Source organism: Leucobacter insecticola (genome assembly GCF_011382965.1).
In the GTDB taxonomy this organism is placed as follows: Bacteria; Actinomycetota; Actinomycetes; order Actinomycetales; family Microbacteriaceae; genus Leucobacter; species Leucobacter insecticola.
Map to the genome: position 1 here is coordinate 2379714 of NZ_CP049934.1, position 22120 is coordinate 2401833.

Annotated in this window: 22 protein-coding genes; 11 read left to right on the forward strand and 11 right to left on the reverse strand. The window is 64.3% G+C overall.

Going from position 1 to position 22120, the window contains the following annotated elements:
- Positions 1 to 6: 6 nt before the first annotated feature.
- Positions 7 to 1155, reverse strand: coding sequence for a methyltransferase domain-containing protein (locus G7067_RS11035; RefSeq protein WP_205881133.1), 1149 nt, complete (start codon positions 1153 to 1155; stop codon positions 7 to 9).
- Between the two features lie 16 nt (positions 1156 to 1171).
- Entirely contained in the window at positions 1172 to 1891 is a 720-nt protein-coding gene (locus G7067_RS11040) for a ferritin-like fold-containing protein (RefSeq protein ID WP_166324273.1), read from the reverse strand.
- A 141-nt stretch (positions 1892 to 2032) separates the two neighbouring features.
- Here G7067_RS11040 and G7067_RS11045 point away from each other — a divergent pair, with 141 nt between their 5' ends.
- The gene (locus tag G7067_RS11045) at positions 2033 to 3562 is read left to right on the forward strand and encodes a DEAD/DEAH box helicase (RefSeq protein ID WP_205881134.1); all 1530 of its coding nucleotides are present in this window, start codon (positions 2033 to 2035) and stop codon (positions 3560 to 3562) included.
- 139 nt (positions 3563 to 3701) lie between these two features.
- Here the strand turns inward: G7067_RS11045 and G7067_RS11050 are convergent, their stop codons facing one another.
- Positions 3702 to 4559: a PHP domain-containing protein gene (locus G7067_RS11050; protein WP_166324276.1), complete on the reverse strand. Its 858-nt coding sequence runs from the start codon at positions 4557 to 4559 to the stop codon at positions 3702 to 3704.
- Between the two features lie 21 nt (positions 4560 to 4580).
- Entirely contained in the window at positions 4581 to 5333 is a 753-nt protein-coding gene (locus G7067_RS11055) for an SDR family NAD(P)-dependent oxidoreductase (RefSeq protein ID WP_166324279.1), read from the reverse strand.
- 124 nt (positions 5334 to 5457) lie between these two features.
- On the opposite strand from G7067_RS11055, the gene G7067_RS11060 reads away from it, so the two are divergent.
- Positions 5458 to 6915 (forward strand): aminopeptidase P family protein, encoded by a 1458-nt coding sequence (locus G7067_RS11060; protein ID WP_166324282.1) that lies wholly within the window; start codon positions 5458 to 5460, stop codon positions 6913 to 6915.
- On the opposite strand, the gene G7067_RS11065 is transcribed toward G7067_RS11060, so the two are convergent.
- Positions 6896 to 8521, reverse strand: a complete 1626-nt coding sequence (locus tag G7067_RS11065) for a phytoene desaturase family protein (protein ID WP_166324285.1) — start codon at positions 8519 to 8521, stop codon at positions 6896 to 6898. The two genes, G7067_RS11060 and G7067_RS11065, sit on opposite strands and share 20 nt — an antisense overlap.
- A gap of 69 nt (positions 8522 to 8590) precedes the next feature.
- Positions 8591 to 9151, reverse strand: a complete 561-nt coding sequence (locus G7067_RS11070) for a MarR family winged helix-turn-helix transcriptional regulator (protein WP_166324288.1) — start codon at positions 9149 to 9151, stop codon at positions 8591 to 8593.
- Positions 9152 to 9320: 169 nt separating this feature from the next.
- Here G7067_RS11070 and G7067_RS11075 point away from each other — a divergent pair, with 169 nt between their 5' ends.
- From G7067_RS11075 to G7067_RS11105, 7 genes are read left to right on the forward strand one after another with little or no spacing between them, the layout of a single operon-like run.
- On the forward strand, positions 9321 to 10295 hold the full coding sequence (locus G7067_RS11075) for an aldo/keto reductase (RefSeq protein ID WP_166324291.1): 975 nt from the start codon (positions 9321 to 9323) through the stop codon (positions 10293 to 10295).
- 19 nt (positions 10296 to 10314) lie between these two features.
- Positions 10315 to 11970 carry an ABC transporter substrate-binding protein gene (locus G7067_RS11080; protein WP_166324294.1) on the forward strand — a complete coding sequence of 552 codons (1656 nt, stop codon included), beginning with the start codon at positions 10315 to 10317 and terminating at the stop codon, positions 11968 to 11970.
- A gap of 57 nt (positions 11971 to 12027) precedes the next feature.
- Entirely contained in the window at positions 12028 to 13032 is a 1005-nt protein-coding gene (locus G7067_RS11085) for an ABC transporter permease (protein ID WP_166324297.1), read from the forward strand.
- Positions 13029 to 13934 carry an ABC transporter permease gene (locus G7067_RS11090; RefSeq protein ID WP_166324300.1) on the forward strand — a complete coding sequence of 302 codons (906 nt, stop codon included), beginning with the start codon at positions 13029 to 13031 and terminating at the stop codon, positions 13932 to 13934. The genes G7067_RS11085 and G7067_RS11090 overlap by 4 nt, the downstream gene beginning before the upstream one ends.
- A complete protein-coding gene (locus G7067_RS11095) occupies positions 13931 to 14938 on the forward strand; it encodes an ABC transporter ATP-binding protein (protein ID WP_166324303.1) in 1008 nt (335 codons plus the stop codon). The genes G7067_RS11090 and G7067_RS11095 overlap by 4 nt, the downstream gene beginning before the upstream one ends.
- Positions 14935 to 15972, forward strand: coding sequence for an ABC transporter ATP-binding protein (locus tag G7067_RS11100; RefSeq protein ID WP_166324306.1), 1038 nt, complete (start codon positions 14935 to 14937; stop codon positions 15970 to 15972). Before G7067_RS11095 ends, G7067_RS11100 begins: the two co-directional genes overlap by 4 nt.
- A complete protein-coding gene (locus tag G7067_RS11105; RefSeq protein ID WP_166324309.1) occupies positions 15969 to 17006 on the forward strand; it encodes an aldo/keto reductase in 1038 nt (345 codons plus the stop codon). The genes G7067_RS11100 and G7067_RS11105 overlap by 4 nt, the downstream gene beginning before the upstream one ends.
- 34 nt (positions 17007 to 17040) lie before the next feature.
- Here the strand turns inward: G7067_RS11105 and G7067_RS11110 are convergent, their stop codons facing one another.
- Together G7067_RS11110 and G7067_RS11115 are read right to left on the reverse strand one after the other, a co-directional pair.
- Positions 17041 to 17436, reverse strand: a complete 396-nt coding sequence (locus G7067_RS11110) for a YchJ family protein (protein ID WP_166324312.1) — start codon at positions 17434 to 17436, stop codon at positions 17041 to 17043.
- A complete protein-coding gene (locus tag G7067_RS11115) occupies positions 17433 to 19136 on the reverse strand; it encodes a DUF885 domain-containing protein (protein ID WP_166324315.1) in 1704 nt (567 codons plus the stop codon). The genes G7067_RS11110 and G7067_RS11115 overlap by 4 nt, the downstream gene beginning before the upstream one ends.
- 117 nt (positions 19137 to 19253) lie before the next feature.
- On the opposite strand from G7067_RS11115, the gene G7067_RS11120 reads away from it, so the two are divergent.
- Positions 19254 to 19484 (forward strand): hypothetical protein, encoded by a 231-nt coding sequence (locus tag G7067_RS11120; protein WP_166324318.1) that lies wholly within the window; start codon positions 19254 to 19256, stop codon positions 19482 to 19484.
- A gap of 87 nt (positions 19485 to 19571) precedes the next feature.
- Here G7067_RS11120 and G7067_RS14965 read toward each other — a convergent pair whose 3' ends face one another.
- Genes G7067_RS14965 through G7067_RS14975 form a run of 3 tightly spaced genes read right to left on the reverse strand, consistent with a single transcriptional unit; the run spans position 19572 to position 21129 of the window.
- Positions 19572 to 20270 carry an Orn/Lys/Arg family decarboxylase gene (locus G7067_RS14965; protein ID WP_341872826.1) on the reverse strand — a complete coding sequence of 233 codons (699 nt, stop codon included), beginning with the start codon at positions 20268 to 20270 and terminating at the stop codon, positions 19572 to 19574.
- The gene (locus tag G7067_RS14970) at positions 20267 to 20821 is read right to left on the reverse strand and encodes an aminotransferase class V-fold PLP-dependent enzyme (RefSeq protein WP_341872827.1); all 555 of its coding nucleotides are present in this window, start codon (positions 20819 to 20821) and stop codon (positions 20267 to 20269) included. The genes G7067_RS14965 and G7067_RS14970 overlap by 4 nt, the downstream gene beginning before the upstream one ends.
- A complete protein-coding gene (locus G7067_RS14975; protein ID WP_341872828.1) occupies positions 20794 to 21129 on the reverse strand; it encodes a PLP-dependent aminotransferase family protein in 336 nt (111 codons plus the stop codon). Before G7067_RS14975 ends, G7067_RS14970 begins: the two co-directional genes overlap by 28 nt.
- Positions 21130 to 21255: 126 nt before the next feature.
- Here G7067_RS14975 and G7067_RS11130 point away from each other — a divergent pair, with 126 nt between their 5' ends.
- Positions 21256 to 22035: a LysR family transcriptional regulator gene (locus G7067_RS11130; protein ID WP_244301093.1), complete on the forward strand. Its 780-nt coding sequence runs from the start codon at positions 21256 to 21258 to the stop codon at positions 22033 to 22035.
- Positions 22036 to 22120 lie beyond the last annotated feature (85 nt).

A 22120-nucleotide genomic window follows, 5' to 3' on the forward strand; every position in this document is an offset into this window, starting at 1 on the left:
AGGCGGCTACGTCGCCCGCGCCAGCCACACCGCGACCTCAAGGTGGGTGGTGTGCGGGAACATGTCAAACACTCGGGCCTCACGCACCTGAAACGAGGGCATCGCGGCGAGGTCGCGGGCCAGGCTCTCGGGGTTGCAGCTCGAATAGATGACGTCGTGCACACCGTCGCTGCGCTCCAGCCACGCCGCGAGTTCAACGCCGATGCCCCGCCTGGGCGGATTCACAATCGCGAGATCCGGGATCGCCTCGGGCGCCGCGCCGAGCGCAAACTCCGTCGCATCTGCCACCTCGAACCGGGCCGCAATCCCTGCCTCGCGTGCGCTTCGCCTTGCAGAGAGCACCGCCGCCTCGCTCAGTTCAACGCCAAGCACCTCGCGCTCAGATCCTGTGCCCATCGCAGCGCAGTGCAGCGCAAATCCGCCCACCCCGCAGTAGAGGTCCCAGAGAGAACCGGGATCCACTCCACGCACCCACTCGGCGGCCTGCGCATACAACGCTCGGGCCACGGGCGTGTTCGTCTGGAAGAAACTCTGTGGCTGCAGGTGCAGTGCAATCTCCCCCAGCTGCATTGACAGGGAGGATCCGTGAAGCATCTCTTCCCGCTCCCCCTCGAGCACCGCCTTGTGTTCGGGCAGGAGGTTCACCGAGATCACCGCTGCGCGGGGCACGGCGGCCCGCAGCTCCCCCAGCCCGCGGCGCAAGCGCGCAAGCGCCTGCTCGGTGCGCACCACGAAACGCAGCATCAGTTCCCCGCTGGGCGCTTCGGTGATGTGCACAAACTTCAGTTCGCCGCGCCGCGCAGGTACGTCATAGGGTTCAAGTCCGGTCGCCTCAAGAAACTCGGCGAGCTTCGGGATCACACGCCGAATTCCGGGCGACTGAATCAGGCAGTCGCGCAGATCCACACCCTGCCCGTCGGGGCCCAGGATCCCGAGCGTCACGCCACCCGCGACGCCACCGACGACGAGCTTGGCCTTATTGCGGAAGTCGCGATCCGCGCTCTGCACCGGCGGGAGCCAGGCGGCATCAGCGACCGAGGGCAACAGTTCGCTGCAGCGGAGCTGCTTGTCGCGGAGCTGCGCGTCGTAGGGCGTTTCGATTAGGGCGCAGGACCGGCAGCGGCCGGCCTCGAAATACTCGCAGTTCACGGTCATGAGCGTGGTTCGGGGTCTAGGCAGTCAGCCCGAGCCCGTCCATGCGGCGAATGTGATCCGCAATTAGCTCGGTGAATACCGGCTCTACTTCGCTCGCCACGAAGGGACGATTCTCGCTCAGGGACAGCGCCGCACGCGAGACCAGCAGCGTATCGCCCACGAGTCGCCGACCCCAGAGCGCAAGCCAGCTGGCGAGGCCATCATCGGCGGCAAGCGCAGCCTCAAGGAGCTCTTTCAGCTCTCCCCGGCCCGTGTCGTCGTTCAGGATCCCGATCGCCTCGCTACGGTAATTGTCGCGTAGCCCACCCGCGAGACTCGCGAAGAAATCGTCAAACAGGCCGCCAACGAGGTAGAGCGTCAGTACGTGCTGATGCCAGTCGCCGGTCTCGATTCGCTCGACATACTCGTCGATCACCCCGGCAAAAGGGGCCATCACGACGTGGGGCTCCTGGCCGCGCCCGCGAATCTCGGCGGTCAACCGCTGATGCTTCGAGAGTGTCTGACCTGCCACCCTGGCGAGCACGTCTTTCGCCTGCAGCGTCGCGGCGCCGGACACCGCGCGCGTTGCCGCTTCGTAGAGTTCGAGCTGCAGGTAGGCGGTCAGGCCGAGAAACGGCAGGATCGCCGGCGCAAACTCTGCAAGTTCAACCCGTTCGGTATCTCCTGAGTCGCCCTGCAAGCGTACTCTGCGCACGGGCGCCTTCTTGCCGCGCAACCCTTTGATCCACTCGAACACTCTGACAGCTTAGCGCCGGAACCTGCTGCGATCAGAATAGACTGACCCACGTAGGTATTCACCGCTGGCGCCAGAGGAGCGTCGGCCGCTGCGCTTTGAGAAATGTGTGCGCAGCAACTAACGCACTGAACAGGACGCAACGTGACGACTTTCCTTGAACTCGGCGTTGACCAAGACATGGTCGACGCGCTCCAAGAGCGCGGCATTTCCGAGGCTTTCCCGATCCAGGAGCAGACAATTCCGCTCGCGATTTCGGGTCAGGACATTATTGGCCAGGCGAAGACCGGCACCGGCAAGACCTTCGGTTTCGGTCTGCCGCTCTTGCAGCGCATTGGCGAAAACCCCGAACCGGGTGTGCAAGCCCTGATCGTCGTTCCCACCCGCGAGCTGTGCGTGCAGGTGTACGAGGATCTTGAACTCGCCACGAAGAACCGCAAGGCAACCGTGGTACCGATCTACGGCGGCAAGGCCTATGAGGGCCAGATTGAGCAGCTGAAGGCCGGCGCGCAGATCGTGGTGGGTACCCCCGGGCGTCTGCTCGACCTCGCGAACCAGCGTCTATTGAACCTCAAGGGCATCCGCGAGATGGTGCTCGACGAGGCAGACAAGATGCTCGACCTCGGATTCCTCGCCGATATCGAGAAGCTCTTCTCAATGACCTCCCCGACCCGGCACACAATGCTGTTCTCGGCGACCATGCCCGGCACGATCGTGACGCTCGCGCGCCGCTTCATGTCGAACCCGATTCACATACGCGCCACGGATCCCGATGAGGGTGTCGCGCAGGCCAACATCGAGCACATCATCTACCGCGCCCATTCTCTTGATAAAGACGAGATCATTGGCCGGATCCTGCAGGCCGAGGGACGCGGCAAGACCGTGATCTTTATGCGCACCAAGCGCGCCGCTGCGAAGCTCCAGGAGGAGCTCTCGGACCGCGGTTTCCCCGCGGCAGCGGTGCACGGGGATCTGAACCAGGATCAGCGCGAGCGCGCCATGGCCGCGTTCAAGGCGGGCAAGAAAGACATTCTGGTGGCGACCGAGGTTGCCGCGCGCGGTATTGACGTTGACGACGTCACCCACGTCATCAACCACACGGTGCCGGACGACGACAAGACCTACCTGCACCGGGTCGGCCGCACCGGCCGTGCCGGGCGCACCGGCATCGCCGTGACGTTTGTCGACTGGGATGACATGCACAAGTGGGCGCTCATCAACAACGCGCTCGAGTTTGGTATGCCCGAACCCGTCGAGACGTACTCATCCTCGCCGCACTTGTTCACGGATCTCAACATCCCCGAGGGCACCAAGGGTCGCCTCAAGGCGACACCGGTGAAAGAGCGCGTGGCTCGCGGCGGCGAGCGCGGGGATCGCGCGGGATCCGGCACCGGTGCTGCTGGCGAGAAGCGCGAGGGAACCCGCACGCGACGACGCACACGCAGCGCGAACCCGCGCGGCAGTGGCCGCCACGAGAGCCACGGCCACGAACAGCACGGTCACGATCTTGAGGGCGGCAGCGAGCCGGGCGCATCGCTCGATCCACTGCCCGAGGCGGAGAGCAACACGGCTGCGGGAAGTGCCACCCCGCGCCGCCGCCGTCGCCGCCGCTCGGGTGGCCAGCGCGCCGAGGGATCCTCGCCCGCTACCGCCGAGAGCGAATCCGCGGAGTAGACAACGCACCGCCGCTGCCCAGGCTCCGCCCTGTGGTGAGGTCCCAGAAAGATCGCGAGGTCCCAGGAAAAGTGAGCATCATCTTCCTGGGACCTCGCAGGTTCTCTGGGACCTCAGCTCATCCGCGCCCGGATACCGCTTAGTTCGGTGTCGCGACCTCTGCCCGAATTCTGGCGACGAGGTCCACATCTGAGCGACACTCCCCCAGTCGGTTCGGTTTGCCTGCACCGTGGTAGTCGCTCGCGCCGGTCACCTCAAGTCCCAGGTGGCGCGCGGCCGCACGCAACTCCGGGATCCACTCGGCCCGATTCTCGGGATGATCGAGTTCAACCCCCCACAGGCCCGCCGCAGCCAGCGCGGCCAACTCCGCGGCCGAAAAGGGCGACCTCTGCCGCTCGGCGGCGGGATGAGCGAGCACGGGTATGCCGCCCGCCTCTCGAACAAGCCCGATCGCTGTGATCGTATCGAGCGCGTAGATCGGCAGGTAGTAGGCACCGCGCGGGCTCAGGATAGTCGCAAATGCCTCGCTGCGGTTGGGGAGATAACCCGCCGAGACCAGAGCGTCCGCAAGGTGGGGACGCCCTACGCTACCGCCAGCCCGGGCGAACACGTCATCCCAGTCGAGGTCGAAGTCTTTGGCGAGCCGATCCGCCATCGCCCGAGCGCGCGTGCCCCGCGAGTCTCGCAGCAAGGACAGTTCAGCTGCGAGGGCCGGATGCGCAGGATCCGGCCCGTACGCGAGGAGGTGCGCGGAGCGATCGCCCGTGTGAGTTGTCAGCTCAATGCCCGGTAAGAACTCAACACGGGCGAGGCCCGCGGCGGTTCGCGCTTCGTCCCAACCCGCTACCGTGTCGTGATCGGTGAGCGAAAACCCGCGCAGACCTATGGAAGCTACCTCGCGCGCAATATCGGCCGGGGCCGTGGTGCCATCCGAACACACCGAGTGTGTGTGGAGGTCAAACCCTCCTCGGATCTCCCGTACATCTGCCGCGCACATCCCTCCATAGTATTCGCGTGACTACTGCGCCGTATATCCGCCATCGACCAAATGGTAGCTGCCGGTCACAAATGATGCGGCGTCGCTCGCGAGGAATGCAACGAGGTGTGCGACCTCATCAGCCTGCCCCAGCCGCCCAATCGGGTGTTTTGCGATGAGCGCATCGCGGGTTGCGGCGTCTGCTCCTGCCAGGAGCGGTGTGTCAATATATCCCGGCCCCACCGAGTTCACCCGCACACCAGCTGCGGCGTACTCGAGTGCAGCAACCTTGGTCAGGCCAACGACGGCGTGCTTACTCGCGACATAGGCCGGTGAATATGCGGCTCCAACGCTCCCGAGGATCGACGCAATGTTGACGACGGATCCCCCGCCAGTCTTCGCCATCGCAGCGACCTGTGCCCGTGTGCCGCGGAACACAGCATTCAGATTGATGCTGATCACCTTTTCCCAGTCGGCGTCGCTGTATTCTCCGGTGGGCCCCACCGGTCCGCCGATCCCCGCGTTATTCACACCAATACCGAGTGGCGCGAGCGCCTCGGCAGCGCGAATGGTTTCCGCGATGACCTCGGGGGCCGCGGCATCACCGACCACCGCGACGGCTTCTCCTCCGGCCGCCCGAATCGCCGCGACAACGGCCTCTGCATTCTCAGCGTTGAGATCCTGCACCACCACCTGCGCGCCATTTGCCGCGAGGAGCAGCGCGACGGCTCGCCCGATTCCCGCCCCCGCACCGGTCACTACTGCTGAACGATTCTGTACGTCGTATGTTGCCATTGTGAGTCTCCCTCTCTTCACCTTGTGCGAGGCAGCCGGTGTGCTCCCACGCTCTCGCCAAGCTACGCCTGTTGCCTGACTGTTGCCACACACAACTCGCACCGGAAGGTGAGAGGATGGGAGGATGACTGCACTGGAGAATTTGGACTCAACGACCGAGCCACAGAACACTGAAACCCACACGCCCGAAACTCACACGCCCGAAACTCACACCGTCGAGATCGACAACACCAACCGCAGCACTACCCCGCAGTCAGACAAGTTCCTCGACTATATTTCGACCGGTTGGGCCGAGCGCGCAGATGAGCTTCCGGCAGAGCTGCCCGTGGCCTCTTTCGCGCGCAAGCGCCGCGATGCGCTCGCGGAGCAGTTCCCCGGCACGCGCCTCGTGATCCAGGCGGGCGCGATGAAGCAGCGCTCAAACGATACTTTCTACCAGTACCGCCCGCACAGCGCGTTTGCGCACCTCACCGGCTGGGGCTCGGAGAGTGAACCGGGGGCAATCCTGGTGCTCGATCCGGCTCCCGCGGGCAGCACAAGCAGCCACGAGGCGACCCTGTTCTTCCGCGAGCGGGCTGGGCGCGACAGCGAGGAATTCTTTGCGAACCCTGAGATCGGTGAGTTCTGGATCGGGCCGCGCCCCTCGCTTGAGCAGGTCGCGGCATTGCTCGGGATCCGCACTGCGCCGCTCGCGGCCTTCACCAGCACCGCAGCAGATCTCACGCTGGATCATCCCGAGCTTGCCCGTGCGGCCTCGGAACTGCGCCTCGTGAAAGATGCCTACGAGCTTGCCGAGATGCAGGCCGCGGTCGACGCGACGGCCGACGGGTTCACCGATGTCCTCGCGGCGCTGCCGAAGGCCAGCCAGCATCCGCGCGGCGAGCGCGTCGTCGAGGGCGTGTTCAACCAGCGCGCGAGGCTCGAAGGCAACACCGTCGGCTATGAGACGATCGCGGCGGCGGGATCACACGCCTGTACGCTGCACTGGATCCGCAACGACGGAGAGGTGCGCGAGGGCGATCTGCTCCTGCTCGACGCCGGCGTCGAACTCGACAGCCTCTACACCGCTGATATCACCCGCACCGTCCCGATCTCGGGGACGTTCAGCCCGGTACAGCGCCGTGTCTACGAGGCCGTGCTTGAGGCCGCAGATGCTGCGCGTGCGATCGTGCGGCCCGGGATCCGCTTCGGCGACGTTCACGATGCCGCAATGCAGGTGATCGAGCGATACACCCGCGAGTGGGGCTTCCTGCCGAGCAACGAAAACGATCCGACCGCGTATTACCGCCGCTATATGGTGCACGGCACGAGCCACCACCTCGGCCTTGATGTGCACGACTGTGCCCAGGCACGCCGTGACATGTATCTCGACGGGATCCTCAAGGAGGGCATGGTCTTTACGATCGAGCCCGGGCTGTACTTCCAGCCTGACGACCTCACCGTGCCCGAGGAGTACCGGGGCATCGGGGTCAGGATCGAGGACGACATCGTGGTTACCGAGACCGGCTGCGTGAATCTCTCGGCGGCGATCCCGCGCACCGCGGACGAGGTGGAGGCCTGGATCACCGCCGCACAGCGGTAGCTTCCTCTCCGAGGATCTCGAGCGCCGCTTGCGCCGCGTTGTGGCCGCCGAGGCCGCTCACGGCCCCGCCGCGGCGCGCACCCGAGCCGCACACGAGCACGTTCGGCAGCTGCGTGGCCACTCCCCAGCGGGCGGCGGGGGTCGAGAGATCCTCGTCGTCCGCGGCCCACGGCCAGGAGAGACCCCCGTGGAAGATATCGCCGCCGATCATGCCAAGCGATTCCTCGAGGTCCAGGGTCGTGCGCGCCTCGATGCACGGTGTGCCATCGGGGGCGATGTAGAGGCAATCAGCGATCGGCTCTGCGAGCACTGAATCGAGCGAACGCTGCGCGGCAACGAGTAGTTTTTCGCGCAGCTGCTCATTATTCTCCGCGTTCACAAGGCGATCCGGTACGTGCAAACCAAAGAGCGTGAGCGTCTGCACGCCTTCTTTCTGCAGCTCTTCGGAGAGGATTGAGGGATCCGTGAGCGAGTGACAGTAGATCTCGGCAGGCAGCGGATGAGGCAGCGCACCGCTCGCAGCCGCGGCGTGCGCGGCGTCGAGCTGAGTGAGCGTTTCGTTGATGTGAAAGGTGCCCGCGAACGCAGCACTCGGATCAACACTCGTGTCCCGAAGCTTCGGCAGCCGCTTCAACAGCATGTTGATCTTGACCTGTGCCCCCTCGGGGCGCGGCACCCGAGAGGATTCCGTCACGGCCACCCCGCCCGCTGTCAGCATCTTCTCGAAGAGCGCGGGGCCGAGCCCGTTGAGCACGAGACGCCCGCGCAGTGATCCCGAGCCGCCGTTCTGCACAAAGGTCACAGTGCCCTCAGCCGACACGGCCGTGACCTCCGCGCCCGTGCGCAGTTCAGCGCCCGCGACGAGCGCCGCGCGCTCAAGTTCACCGCTGACCCGCCCCATGCCACCGACGGGCACGTCCCAGTCCCCCGTTCCCCCGCCGATGACGTGGTAGAGGAAGCACAGGTTTTGCCTGAGCGATTCCTCGTCGGCCGTCGCAAAGGTACCGATAAGGCCGTCGGTGAGGGCGATCCCGCGCGCAAGATCGGTGTTGAGTGACTCGCGGATGACGTGCCCAATCGGGCGCTCAATGAAGTCGTCCCAGAGCGCGTCATCACCGATCAGTTCTTTCACCTCAGAGCGACGCTTGAGCGGCTCGGTGACGGTCGGAAACAGTCGACGCGCAAGCGGCCCGATACGGTCGTAGAAGGCCGCGAATCGTTCGGCTTCAGCTGGGTCACCGGTCACCCTATTAAACGAGGCGGCCGTGGCGGCGACATCACCGTTGTCGACGAGCAGGCCGAGGCTCGGATCCGCGGGGTCCGGGGTGTAGGAGGAATACCGGCGGCGATTCAGATCGATCTTGAGGCCCAGATCCTGAATAATCTGCTGCGGCAACAGGCTCACCAAATAGGAGTACCGCGAGAGCCTCGCCGCGACGCCCGCCCAGGGTTCTTCCGACACCGCAGCACCACCCAGATGGTCAAGGCGTTCGAGCACCGCCACCGATTTTCCCGCCCGGGCGAGATAGGCAGCCGCGACAAGCGCGTTGTGTCCTCCACCAACAATGACGACGTCGTGTGTGTATTCATGAGCTGCTTTGGTCATAACCCCCAGCGTATACGCTGCGTGGCATTCCAGGGCTAATCGCGCAAAATGACAGGCAGCGCGTCTGTGCTATCCCTGCGGGTCGGTTTCCTCAAGGAGACTCGGATCCCCAAGACCGCGCGAGATGAGCGCCGAGAGGATCCTGACGAGCGTTTCGCGTTCTTCGTCGGTAATGAGCGCCGACCAGGCCTTTTCACGCTCGTTGTAGCGAGCAAAGTCGCGTTGGAAGGCGCTCGCGCCGAGCTCTGTGGGCGCGATCAGCATCACTCGACGGTCCTCGGGTGAGATGCGTCTCGACAGGAGGCCTCGCTTGACGAGCGAGTCCACAATGGTCGACGCGGTGGCTTTCTTGAGACTGGCGAACTTCGTCAGGTGCCGAAACTCCACTTCGCCCTGCAAATTTGCGATGAGAAGAACGTTGAGCTCCGCCGGCGTCAGGTCGCCGTGCTTCTGCAGATCTTCGTGAAGATCCAAGAACACGAGATTGGAAGCGGTTCGAAGTGTCATACACAATCGCATGGCGTGCTCATCGACGCCCGGAATCATGCGGGGAATCGTCTCAGTTGCGCGGTCGCGCAAGTCCCACATCTCCAGTTCTAGCGGCGTGTAATCAGCGTCTCGTGTCCCCAATTTTCCAGCTTCCTTTTCCACGTCAGCAGTGCCTCAACTATAGCCACCAAAAAAATATCGTTCAGGAATAGACTATTCGAATCCGAACAATTATGCTGATGGAACACTTTTAGTCGACACCTGTTTGCTAATTTGAACGCACCTCAACGAAGCGGAAGGAACACTCCCCATGGAGCGAAACACCCTCGGGCACAGCGGACTACAGGTCCCGCCACTCACGCTGGGCTCGTACCACGTATACGACCGGATGAGCCAGGAGGAGATCGTAGATCTTCTTCGAACCGCGGTTGATGCGGGCATCAACTGGTTCGATGTCGGCCACTACGCCTCCGCCGCGAATCCCGAGCGGCGAGTATCTGACACCGACATTCGATTCGGCTGGGCTCGGATCGCCGCCGGCATCAAGCGTGAAGACTACATTCACACCGAAAAGCTGTGGTTCGGCGGCCCACGCCCCACGTTCAAGGCGCAGCTTGCCGAATCACTCCCACGCGCACAGGTGGATGCTGCCGACATCGTGATCGAGAACCCAGACACCGCCTATCACTTCGGCACTCCTCACGACATGAAAGACATCGTGACACAGATGGCCGGAGTCATCGACGCCGGACTCTCCCGATTCTGGGGCATCAATCACGCGACACCCGCAGAGATCCGCGAGGCTTGCGAATTTGCTGACCGGGAGGGGATGCCGCTGCCGACCGTGCTGCAGCTTCCATACAGCGCCATCGCCCGCCGCATGGCTGAGGATCCGGATCTGGTCGAGGTCATGACCGACTTCGACCTCACGATCCAGGCCTCGAACACCCTGGCCGTTGGTGTCCTCGTTGGTCGCCCCGCTGCGCAGGCCGGCCGGCCGCTTGGCCCCGACGGAATGACAGCCCATGCCGAGCGCGTCGCGGGAGAGTTCGCGCAGATCGCCGAGTCACTCGAGGCAACACCTGCTCAGCTCGCCATCGCGTTCACACTCGCCAACCCGCACGTCGCATCAGTCATCGCGGGCATGAGCAAACGGTCGCAGCTCGAAGACAACCTCGGTGCGATCAGCCTCCTGTCGCGAGTCGGAGCCGCCGGGATCCGCGACGCGCTCAGCGCCCTCCCCCAGAACGAACGCGAACTCAGCGTCGGTGAACTCGAAAACTAGGCCAAGGGATAGAGACATTATGAGAATCAAACCAACTTTTGTGAGTGGGGTGGCCCTCGCGGCCGCGGCCGCGCTGCTACTCTCCTCGTGCGCGAGCGACCGCGGAGGAAACGCAAACGGCACATCTGGCGATGGCGTCTTTGTCTTTGCTGGCTCCGCCGATCCAGTATCGCTTGATCCGGCATTGTCTAGCGACAGTGAGACCAGCCGCGTCACGCAGCAGATGTTTGAGGGCCTCGTCGGATACGCCGAGGGATCCGCCGAGATCGAACCCAAGCTCGCGACCGAGTGGACACAAAGCGAAGACGGCAAGAGCTTCACCTTCAAGCTGCGCGAAAACGTCGAGTTCAGCGACGGGACCCCCTTCAACGCGGAGGCCGTTTGCTATAACTTCGACCGCTGGTACAACTGGACCGGCCCCCTGCAGGGGCAGAACATCTCGAATCTGTATCAGCTGATCTTCGGTGGCTTCAAAACAAGCGACGATCCTGCACTCACCGACGGCCTCTATGAGAGCTGCTCCGCAGATTCTGAGCACGAAGTGACCATTCATCTCAGCCGCACCTATGGCAACTTCGTTCAGTCGCTCGCGATTGTGCAGTTCGCCATGCAGAGTCCCACGGCTCTTGAGAAGTACGCTGCGGACGAGGTCGCCGTCGACGGCGGTGACGTTCGGTTTGGTGAGTACGCCACCAAGCATCCGACGGGAACCGGCCCCTATGTCTTTGAATCCTGGGACAACGGCCAGCAGATCACCCTGCGCGCGAACGAGAATTACTGGGGCGACAAGGCCAAGACCGAGCGCGTCATCATCAAGTTCATCGCCGATCCGACCGCGAGGGTCCAGGCATTGCAGAGCGGCGAAATCGATGCCTACGATCTCGTCGCCCCCGCCGACATCGCCGCCCTCAGCGGTGACGGATACCAGCTCCTCAACCGCGATCCGTTCAATGTGCTCTACCTCGGCATGGACCAGGCAACCCCCGAGTTGCAGGACGTGCGCGTGCGCGAGGCCATCTCGTACGCGATCGATAAGGATGCGCTGATCGCGCAGACACTTCCCGAGGGATCCGAGGCCGCGACGCAGTTTGTGCCGCCGGTGGTCGCCGGCTGGAGCCCGAACGCGAAGGGGTTTGCTCACGACCCCGAGAAGGCCCGCAAACTTCTCGCCGAGGCGGGTCAGAGTGATCTCACGCTCGACTTCTACTACCCGACCGGTGTATCCCGGCCATACATGCCCGCCCCGGAGGATCTTTTCGTTGCCCTCCGCACACAACTGGAGGCTGCGGGGATCACGGTCAATGGAATTCCGCAAAAGTGGAGTCCCGAGTATCTTGAGACGACCAAGGCAAAGCCCGGCCACGGACTATACCTGCTCGGTGCAACCCTCATTATCAACGCGCCGGAAACACTCGGCATCTTCTTCAGCGGCCCGAACGTGGAGTGGGGAATGGACAACCCGGCCGTGTTTGAAGCAGTCGGAAGTGCGCGTCTGGAGATGACACCGGAGCTCTCGGCGAAGGCCTACAAAGAGGCAGCCGACCTCATTAGCACGGTCATCCCCGGGGTGCCGCTCGCCCACGTTCCGGTCACTGTGGCACTGGCCGCAGGTGTTTCGGGCTACGTACCCAGCCCCACCGGTGGCGAGGTCTGGAACACCGTCAGCGTCAAGTAGTCACGGGTGTGGGGTGCTCCGGCACCCCACACCCCCGACCCAGCCGGGTGAACATTCATGATTCGATACATTACGCAACGTCTACTGCAGACAGTGCCGGTCCTTGTCGGACTCCTGGTTCTGCTGTTTGTGTGGCTGCGCATGCTGCCGGGAAACCCCGCGCAGGCACTGCTCGGCGAAACAGCAACCTCCGAGGCGGTGGCGCGACTCAACGCACAGTACGGCTTCGACAAGCCACTGCTGGAGCAGTTCTGGCTCTATATTGTGCGCCTGTTTTCTGGCGACTTTGGAACCTCGATCCGCACCGGTGAAAACGTGCTCGACAGCTTCATCTCGCGATTTCCAGCGACACTGGAACTCGCCATCGCCGCGCTCCTGTTCGCGGCGATCGTGGGGATCCCTCTCGGTTACCTCGCCGCACGACGCCGCGGCACGCTCTTCGACAGCATCGTCGTCGGTGGGTCCCTCTTCGGGGTGGTGGTGCCCGTCTTCTTTCTCGCCTACATCCTCAAATTCGTCTTCGCACTCAAGCTCGGCATGTTCCCCACCGCGGGCAGGATCGACTCGCGGATCGAGGCGACACACCCCACGCGCCTGTACGTGCTCGACGGTGTACTCACGGGCGAGTGGGACGCGGCCCTCAACTCCCTCGCGCATCTGATCCTGCCAGCGATTGCGCTGGGCGCAATCCCGCTCGCGATGATCGTGAGGATCACTCGCGCATCGGTACTCGAGACCATGGGCGAAGATTTCGTGCGCACAGCGACGGCGAAAGGACTCGATCGATTCGTCATCAGCCGCCGCCACGTGTTGCGCCCGGCGCTGCTCCCGGTGGTCACGGTGTTTGGCCTCCAGGCGGGGGCACTCCTGGCCGGTGCGGTGCTCACCGAGACGGTCTTCGCGCTCAACGGAATCGGCCAGTTTCTGTTTGAGGCCATCAATCAACTCGACTATCCGGTGCTGCAGCTCTACATCCTATTCATCGCGGTGATCTACGTGTTTGTCAACCTCCTCGTTGACATCACCTACGGATACATCGACCCACGAACGAGATTGTCATGACCAGCATCGCTTCCTCACGCACCGCCGCCTCGCGGCGGCAATCCACCTGGCGGCTGGTTGTCGGCCGACTTCGCCGCAGGCCCGACGCGATCGTCGGCGCCGTCATCGTCGCGGTCTTTCTCGCGGTTGCCCTTCTCGCCCCCTGGTTGACGCCCTACAGTCCGGGAAGTGCCGAGTGGGCGGCGCTGGTATCCCCCACAGTGGTTCCGGGGCCGAGCGCGGAGCACCTCCTCGGCCTCGACAGCTTCGGATCGGATCTTGCCACACAGTTGCTGTTCGGCGCTCGGCAATCACTGATTATTGGCCTCAGCGCCACCGCAATCGGCGTCACTCTCGGATCAGCACTCGGGATCCTCGCCGGCGGCATCGGCGGCCCAGTGGACGCGATCATCATGCGATTTGTCGACATTCTGCTCTCGATCCCGGGACTCCTGCTCGCAGTGAGCATCGCCGCAATCATGGGAAAGAGCCCGTTTGCAATCATGATCGCCATCGGTGTGAGTCAGATCCCGATCTTCGCGAGACTCATGCGCGGGTCAATGCTTGGTGAGCGGGGGCGCGAATATGTGCTCGCGGCCAGATCGCTCGGGTTTCGCACGCGGAGCATCATCACCACGCAGATGCTGCCTAACGCGATCGGTCCGGTGATCGTGCAGGCAACTCTCGTGCTCGCCACCGCGACCATCGAGGTTGCCGCGCTCTCCTATCTCGGGCTTGGCACCGCGGATCCCACCGCGGCGGAGTGGGGGCGCATGCTCGTCAAGGCACAATCGCGACTCGAGACGGCCCCCCTGCTCGCGTTCGCGCCGGGTATCTGCATCGCCGTCACGGCGCTCGGCTTCACTCTGCTTGGCGAATCGCTCCGCGAAGCGCTCGATCCGAAAGGGAAGGCACAGCGATGACCCGAAAGGTAGGCCCAGCCCCCGTGCTGCGGGTAGAAGAGCTGCGCGTGCAATTCGCGCAGGCCGAACGGGACAGTGAAGCGCTGCCCGCCGTTGACGGCCTCAGCTTCGCGCTCCACGTCGGTGAGGTACTCGCGATCGTTGGGGAGTCGGGATGCGGAAAATCGGCCACCGCACTCGCACTCATGGGACTTCTGCCGCGCAGCGCACAGGTGGACGGTTCCGTGCGGTTTGCTGGGACCGAGATACTCGGCGCAAACGAAAAGCAGCTGACGCAGATTCGCGGCGCCCAGATATCGATGATCTTCCAGGATCCACTCTCGGCGTTGAATCCGGTACTGACCATCGGGCTTCAACTCACGGAAGTTCTGCGAAAGCACTTGCAGTTGAACCGCAAGGACGCACGGGCACGCGCGATTGAGCTCCTCGAAGAGGTGGGGATCCCCGACCCTCAGCAGCGTTTCGGCGAGTACCCGCATCAGCTGTCTGGCGGTATGCGCCAGCGCGTCATGATCGCGATCGCGATCGCCTGCGAGCCGCAGATCCTCATCGCAGATGAGCCAACAACGGCGCTCGACACGACCATCCAAGCTCAGATTCTTGAGCTGCTCCAGCGGATCGCCGCCGAGCGCAGCATGTCGGTGATCTTGATCACCCACGACCTCGGCGTCGTCGCTGGGATGGCCGACAGGGTGCTCGTGATGTATGGCGGTCGCGTCGTCGAGGCCGCAAGTCGGCATGATCTCTTCCGCGCCCCCATGCACCGCTACACCAACGGCCTCCTCAACTCGTTGCCGAGGCTGGACGCGGCGCAACCGCATCGACTCGACGCGATTCCCGGGTCCGCCTTTGACCGGCAGGCGTGGGCCTCGGCGTGTGCGTTCGCGAATCGCTGCAGCTTCGCGACTACGGCCTGCCACTCCCCCGACATTCCCTTCGAAGAGCTGCGCCCGAACCACGAGGTGCGTTGCTTGCATCCCGCGAAAGGACCCAAGCACGCATGAATGACACCACTACCCCCGCCCTCGTTGAGGCCCGAGATCTCTCCGTTCGTTACGTGACGAGGCGAAGCGCGATCACGAATCGGCCCGTGCAACACCTCACCGGGGTGGACAGGGTCAGCCTGTCCCTCCAGCGCGGCCAGAGCTATGGACTCGTTGGAGAATCAGGATCCGGAAAATCCACGCTCGGGCGAGCCCTGATTCGCCTGGAACAGATCGCCGAGGGCAGCGTACATTTCGACGGCCGTGACATCACGACACTGAAGGGCGAAGCGCTTCGCCGCCTGCGCCCTCGCATGCAGATGATCTTCCAGGACCCGATGGGGAGCCTCAACCCGAGACAGAGCATCGCCACGATCCTCGGGGCCCCGCTGCGTGTACACAAGCTCGCGGGTTCCCCGAGCGAGCAGCGCCAACGCATCTCGGACACGCTCGACCTTGTTGGCCTGCCCAGCTCGGTGCTCACGCGGTACCCGCACGAGTTTTCGGGCGGGCAACGTCAGCGGATCGGGATCGCGCGCGCGGTGATCCAGCAGCCCGATTTCATCGTTGCCGACGAGCCGGTTTCCGCGCTCGACGTATCTGTGCAGGCTCAGATCGTGAACCTGCTCCAAGACATCAAGGAATCGCTGGGGCTGACATCGCTCGTTGTCGCCCACGACCTCGCGGTTGTGCGACACATCAGCGACACGGTCGGGGTGATGTACCTCGGGAGTGTGGTGGAAGAAGCACCGAGCGACGAACTCTACGCACAACCGCTGCATCCGTACACACGCGCGCTGCTGTCTGCCGCGCCGGTGCCGGATCCAGAACTCGAAGATACCCGCGAGCGGATCGTGCTCAGCGGCGAGATCCCCAGTCCGAGCGCCGTGCACCAGGGCTGCCGTTTTGCCTCACGCTGCCCGGTCAAGAAAAGCGAACGCTGCGACAACGAGCGACCGGAGCTTCGCCTTCTCGTTGGGAAGCACCGGGTTGCCTGCCACTGGGCGGAAGAATTCTTGCCAGACACCGTCTCTCAACTCCGAGGAGCATCATGAACAAGACCATCCCGACCCGCTTCAGCGGCCCCGCAGGAATCGCCGTCTCAGAGCTCGGTTTTGGATCCTGGGATACCTGGAACCGCGCCTCATTTGAGGAGGTGGTCGACAATTTGCGGTTAGCTATCGCCGCCGGGGTCACGCTCTTTGACGTCGGCATCTACGGCGATGATTTGGAGAACCCGAAGGAGAACTCCACGGATCTTGTGCTGGCACGCGCACTCCGGGCGATCGATGTACCGCGGGATGCGTACCAGCTCGCGGCAAAGGCGTGGCTCCCGGGCGGGCACCGCGAAGTCCCCTCAATTCCCGAGCAAACGAACGCCCTGCTGCGGCGACACCGAAGCGACCATGCGGACATTTTGGTGCTGGGTGACCTCATGATGCATCTCGACGACTTTACGCCGATCCTGAGCGAGGTGCAGGAGGTTATTCGTGCGGGCAAGGCGCTGGGCTGGGCGGTCAACAATTGGTCTGCGGCGGACATCGCGCGCGCAACGGAAGCGGCCGGCACGATCGGACTGCAGGCTCCCGAGTACGCGCAGCTCAAGTACGGTCTCACCCGGCGGTCGATCCCCGAAGGCGCCCCCTTCTCGGAGTTGTGTGAAGCGCAGGGGCTCACCATTCAGGCATCCGACACCTTCGAGGGCGGGCTCATTTTCGGGTCCACGAGTGGCTCCGCGCGCATGATCGGCGGCGATATCGGTGGTATTCAGGCCAAGATTCGGGCGTCGGTCGGGCAGCTGCGCGATGCCGCTGCCTCCCTCGGTGCCACGGTCGCGCAGCTCTCGATTGCGCTGCCGCTCACCAACCCGCACACGAGCAGCGTGCTTGTCGGCTCTCGCACCGCACAGCAGACCCGCGACAACCTCGGTGCCTTCGCGCTGCTGGAGCGGCACTCCGCGGCGGAAATTCGCGCGGTTGCTGAGGAATTCTGGTTCGACCGGGACGCAGTTTCTCCGGATGCCTCCTGGGGTACTTCAATGGACGACGACCCGGCCAGTTATGTCGTGGTGGAGAAGCCCGCCGCTTAGCCACTGCGAGCTGTGGCACTCGACCCAATCACGACTACGCCAGGGAGTCTCCGTCAACATAGTTCCAGCGGCCGTCTTGGTCCTTCACGAAGCGGCTGCGCTCACGCTGTTCGAATCGCCCCTGCGGGGTGCGGGCGATCGCGGTAAACGTCACCTCGCCCGCGATGTCGAAGGGACCGCCAGCGACGGTGCCTTCGATGGCGAGCCTGCGCCATTCGATTGCAGGATCAAGCTCCATTTCCGTCGGCTTCGTTGATGGATGCCAGGTATCGAGCAGGTACTGCGCGTCGCCGAGCACGAAGGCGCAGTACCTCGAACGCATCAGCCGCTCGGCCGTTGGCGCGGCCCCACCCTCGTGCAGCGGTCCGCAACACTCGACGTAGCTTGGGCCTCGCCCGCACGGGCACGCTGCGGAGTCCCGCGCGGTCACCCGAGTTCACCTCGCATCGCACGCTGCAGGGTGTCAAGCCGCACGCCGCCGAGCGCGAGGGCACGGCGGTGGAAGTCGCGGGCGTCGAACTCCTCGCCTCTCGCTCTGGCGTCGTGGGCGGCCTCATCGCGCAGCTGTTCCCAAATGCGCTGGCCGATCTTGTACGAGGGTGCTTGTCCGGCCCAGCCGAGATAGCGATTCACCTCGAAGCGCACATAACCGTCGTTCATGTTCACGTTCTCGCGCATGAACTCAAGTGCGAAGTCGCCATCCCACACGCCACCGCCGTCGGGCCGCTGCTTGCCGAGGTGCACACCGATATCGAGCACCACCCGCGCCGCGCGCATGCGCTGCCCGTCGAGCATCCCGAGCCGATCGGCCGGATCCTCCAAATACCCGAGCTGTTCCATCAGCCGTTCGGCATAGAGCGCCCAGCCCTCGGCGTGCCCCGAGGTGCCCGCAAGCTGCCTGCGCCACTCATTGAGCAGGCCCCGATTGACGACGGCCTGACCGATCTGCAGGTGATGACCCGGCACGCCCTCGTGATACACCGTGGTGAGCTCGCGCCAGGTATCAAACTCGGTGACCCCCTCGGGCACCGACCACCACATGCGACCGGGCCTTGAGAAATCATCACTCGGGCCCGTGTAGTAGATCCCACCCTCCTGGGTCGGCGCGATCATGCACTCGAGGGTGCGGATCTCGTTCGGGATCTCGAACTGGGTCTCAGCCAGTTCTCTAACTGAGCGGTCGCTCGTCTCCTGCATCCAGCGCTGCAGCGCATCGGTGCCGTGCAGCTTTCGCGCGGGATCGGCCTCAAGCAGCGCGATGGCCTCGGCAACGATCCCCGGCCCGGGTCGCCCGCCGGGCACAATCTCAGCCGCGATCCGCTGCTGTTCTTCGATCATGCGCGAGAGCTCTTCGAGACCCCACTCGTAGGTCTCGTCAAGGTCGACGCGCTCTCCAAGGAAGGCCTCGGACGCGAGTTCATAGCGATCCCGACCGAAGGCGTCGGCGGAGGGCGCGTGCGGCGCGATCTCACGGTCCAAGAAATCTGCGAGCTCTGCGTACGCTTCGGAGGCAGCGGCGGCGGCGGTCGCCAACGTCGTAGCGAGCGCCGTGGAGACGCCCGTGGCGTTCGCGGCAAAGCCGGTGAAGAATCCCGGCGCGGCGGAATCGGTGCCGGCGATCCGGCGCGACTGTGCAGATACCTCCGTCACCTGGCGGATCGCAGACACGAGCCCGCGGCTCGCCCCTTCGCTCAGCGCGGCCCGGTAGCTCCGCAGCGCTTCGGGCACTGCGGCCATCCGCTCGGCGATCACGGCCCAGTCGGCCTCGCCTTCGCTCGGCATCAGGTCAAAGATGTCGCGAATATGCTGCGGTGGCGACTCGATGACGTTGAGGTCGCGCAGATGCTCGCCCGACCCCTGCTGCTCGAGGGAAAGCCGCAGCTCAGCCGAAAGATCGGCCTGCGTCACCGCATCGACAGCATCCTTCACCGGAGCGGCGAGCAGCGCGTCGAGGGTTTTCCGCTGGGCCGAGGCCAGCGCATCTGCGCCGTCGGGAGAGTAATCGGGAAGTCTGCCATCGGCCTCGGTGCGACCGATATAGGTGCCGATGGTCGGTTCGTGAGAAACAAGCGTATCGACCCAGGCTTCGGCGATGCGGTCGATCTCAGTGTGCGCGCGGGATTCGGTCATTCCCCCAGACTATCTAGGCCCCACGTACCGAGCATCACCGGCCCGCAACGAATTCGGGATAGGATAGGCGGGACTAGTGCGCTGCACTGAAACCGTTCGTACCCGCGAGGAGACACCGTGAAGATCCGCACCCGCATCATGACCGCCGTGACCGCAGCAATCGCCTCGGTGTTTGTAGCTGCTCCCGCATTTGCTTCCGGCGGCGAACTCGACAATTCTGGTTCGATGTTCTCCTCGGCTGGCCAGCCCGTTGACGTGGTCGCGATCTCCATCGTGGGTGTCGTGCTGCTTGCTGTCATCCTGATCGGGTCGACGCTCGTCGGCAACCTCTTCGAGAAGAAGAACTAGCGCAGGTATTTTGCGGGGGTGGTGTCGGTCTCTGGTCGACACCACCCCCGCTTTCGTTTGTGGCGCTATGAACTTCGATCGACTGAGCTACTTCACCACGCGAATCCCTGAAACCTCGGGGTCTACAGCGCCCCGCACGAAGCCGGTCGGAGATGCCGCCACCGCACGCAAGAATTCGACCGTCTCGGTGGTGATCTCTTCGCCGGGGATCAGATTCGGGATCCCGGGCGGGTACGCGGCAAGAGTATCGGCCGACACGCGCCCAATAGCGTCCACCGCCGCCACGACCTCACTCTCACCGAAGTAGGCGTCGCGCGGTCGGATTCGCAACTCACCCGGAGCCGGGAGGGCTGGGAACTCAGCAGGATTGTCAGTCCCCGCGCCGCGAAGCTCGGCGGCTTCGTCAGCCACCGCCGTCAGCGCCGCAATGAAACGGTCGACATCGGGCAGGCCGAGCGCACCGATCACGGCCACCACGCTCGTCGCGGTTGACATCTCCAGATAGATGCTGTGCTGTTTGGTCAGCTGCCCGCGCACCCAGTGTCCGCTCTGACCGGTGCCCGACACATCGATCGGCACGCGCAGCGCATCAGTCTGCACGATATCGGGGAAAGCGTCGAAGCCGTCACTGATGATCGCGAACCGCGGATCCTGCCGCACGCGATCACGGAGTTCACTGGCGGCGCCGATTGCTCGGCCAATGCGCTCGGCACCCAACACGAGCGCGCGCCTGGCCACGTCGAGCGATCCCATCAGCACCGCGCTCGCGGAGGTGGAGGAGGTCATCGAGTAGGCTCGCGCGACCAGAGGCTCAAGGCGATCGGCCAGCTCCCCCTCCCCAGATGCAGCATCGCCGACTGGGTCAGGGATCCTGCAAGTTTATGCGTGCTTGATACGACCAGGTCGGCGCCGAGCCGGGCCGGCGATTCGGGGAGCTCTGGGTGGAAGCCGAAGTGCGCGCCCCACGCCCCGTCCACGATCAGCGCAGCACCGTGAGCGTGCGCAACCTCAGCGAGTCCCGCGACATCAGCGACAGACCCAAAATAGCTCGGCGAAACCGCGTACACACTCGACACGGCCCGCCCGGCACGCGCCTCGTCCGCAAGCTTCTCATCGAGAACGGCGGGGGTCAGGCCGTGCGCGATCCCGTGCCGCTCATCAATGCTCGGCGCAATAAACGCCGGCACCAGCCCGGCGAGCAACATGCCGTCAGTGAAGCTCGAGTGTGAACTGCGCTGGATCAGCACCCGTTCGCCGAGCCCGCGCACCGCAATCGCGGCGGTCCGGTTCGCCTGCGACGCCCCGTTCGTCAGAAACCAACTGCGCCTGGCCCCCACGCCTCCGCGGCGAGCTGCTGCGCCTGGACCAGCGGAGAATCGGGGCCGAGATCGATCCCCTCAAGCATCAGCGGTGCGTCCAGTTCAACAACGCGCTCACCGAAGAGCTCGGTGAGGTGCTGCGCACCATACGCCGGATCGTTCCCGTGCCCTGGAACCATCAGCGACATGGGTGAGGATGCGGCGAAATGTACCAGCGCCTCGGCGTAGGGCGCCCGCTGCTGTGCGGCAGAAACGCTCGGATCCGCGTACGCGCCCCGCGTCTCTCGAGATTCCATCACGTTCTCACGAATACTCTGCTGCAACATCCACCTAGAATGCCCGAGCAGGGATGCCGCCCAGAACCCCCGAAAACGCTCCCGGGAACCATACTCCATCTTGAGCCAACGGGGTACAATAACCCTATTAGCTCCATACGACCTTGGGATACCGCCGTGATAGATCTTCGCCAACTGCAAGCACTGAGCGCCGTCGCGGCCGAGGGATCTGTTGCGCGCGCCGCAACTCGGCTCGGTTGGAGCCAACCCACCGTGGATTACCACCTGCGCAACCTTGATCGCCTCGTCGGCGCGGATCTCACCACCAGAAGCACCCGCGGCAGCAAGCTCACGACCGCGGGCGCACTGATGCTTGAGCGCGGGGACGAGATCCTGGGCCTCGCCGACCGCGCCTTGACTGACGTCAGAGATTTTTCGAAGCTCGGGCGGATCCGCCTCCGCTTCGGCACCTTCCCAACGGCAGCAGCTCGGCTGCTCCCCGGAATCGTCACCCGCACCGCCGAACTGGGCATCGAGCTTGACGCGACCCTCGAGGAACTCGCACCGCTCGTTACCCGCATCAATCAGCACACCCTCGATGCGGCGCTCGTATACGCCGCCGGCGGTTACAAGCTGCCGTTTCGCGCCGAAGTACACACCACCCACCTCTTCACAGACCCCATGCTCATCGCGCTCCCCGCGACCCACAAGGCGGTTCGACACCAGAGCTTCAACAATGACGCGCTCAACTCGCTCGCGACCGACAATTGGGTCATGGGGTCCACCCCGGGCGACACCCTCGACGATCTCGTCCGCGAGACCTTTCAAGCAGAGGGGCACCAGGTGAACGTCGCGATCCGCACCGATGACTACTCCGTGGTCCTCGGGATGGTAGCCGCGGGCATGGCCGTGGCCCTCGTGCCGAGCCTGCTCAGCAACAATCCCCCGAGGGCGTGATCCTGCGCCCCATCGAGGATCCACGTTTTGCCCGAGAACTTCTCCTCGCCGCCCCGGCCGGGCCGGGTGGCCCTCCGCGGCGGTA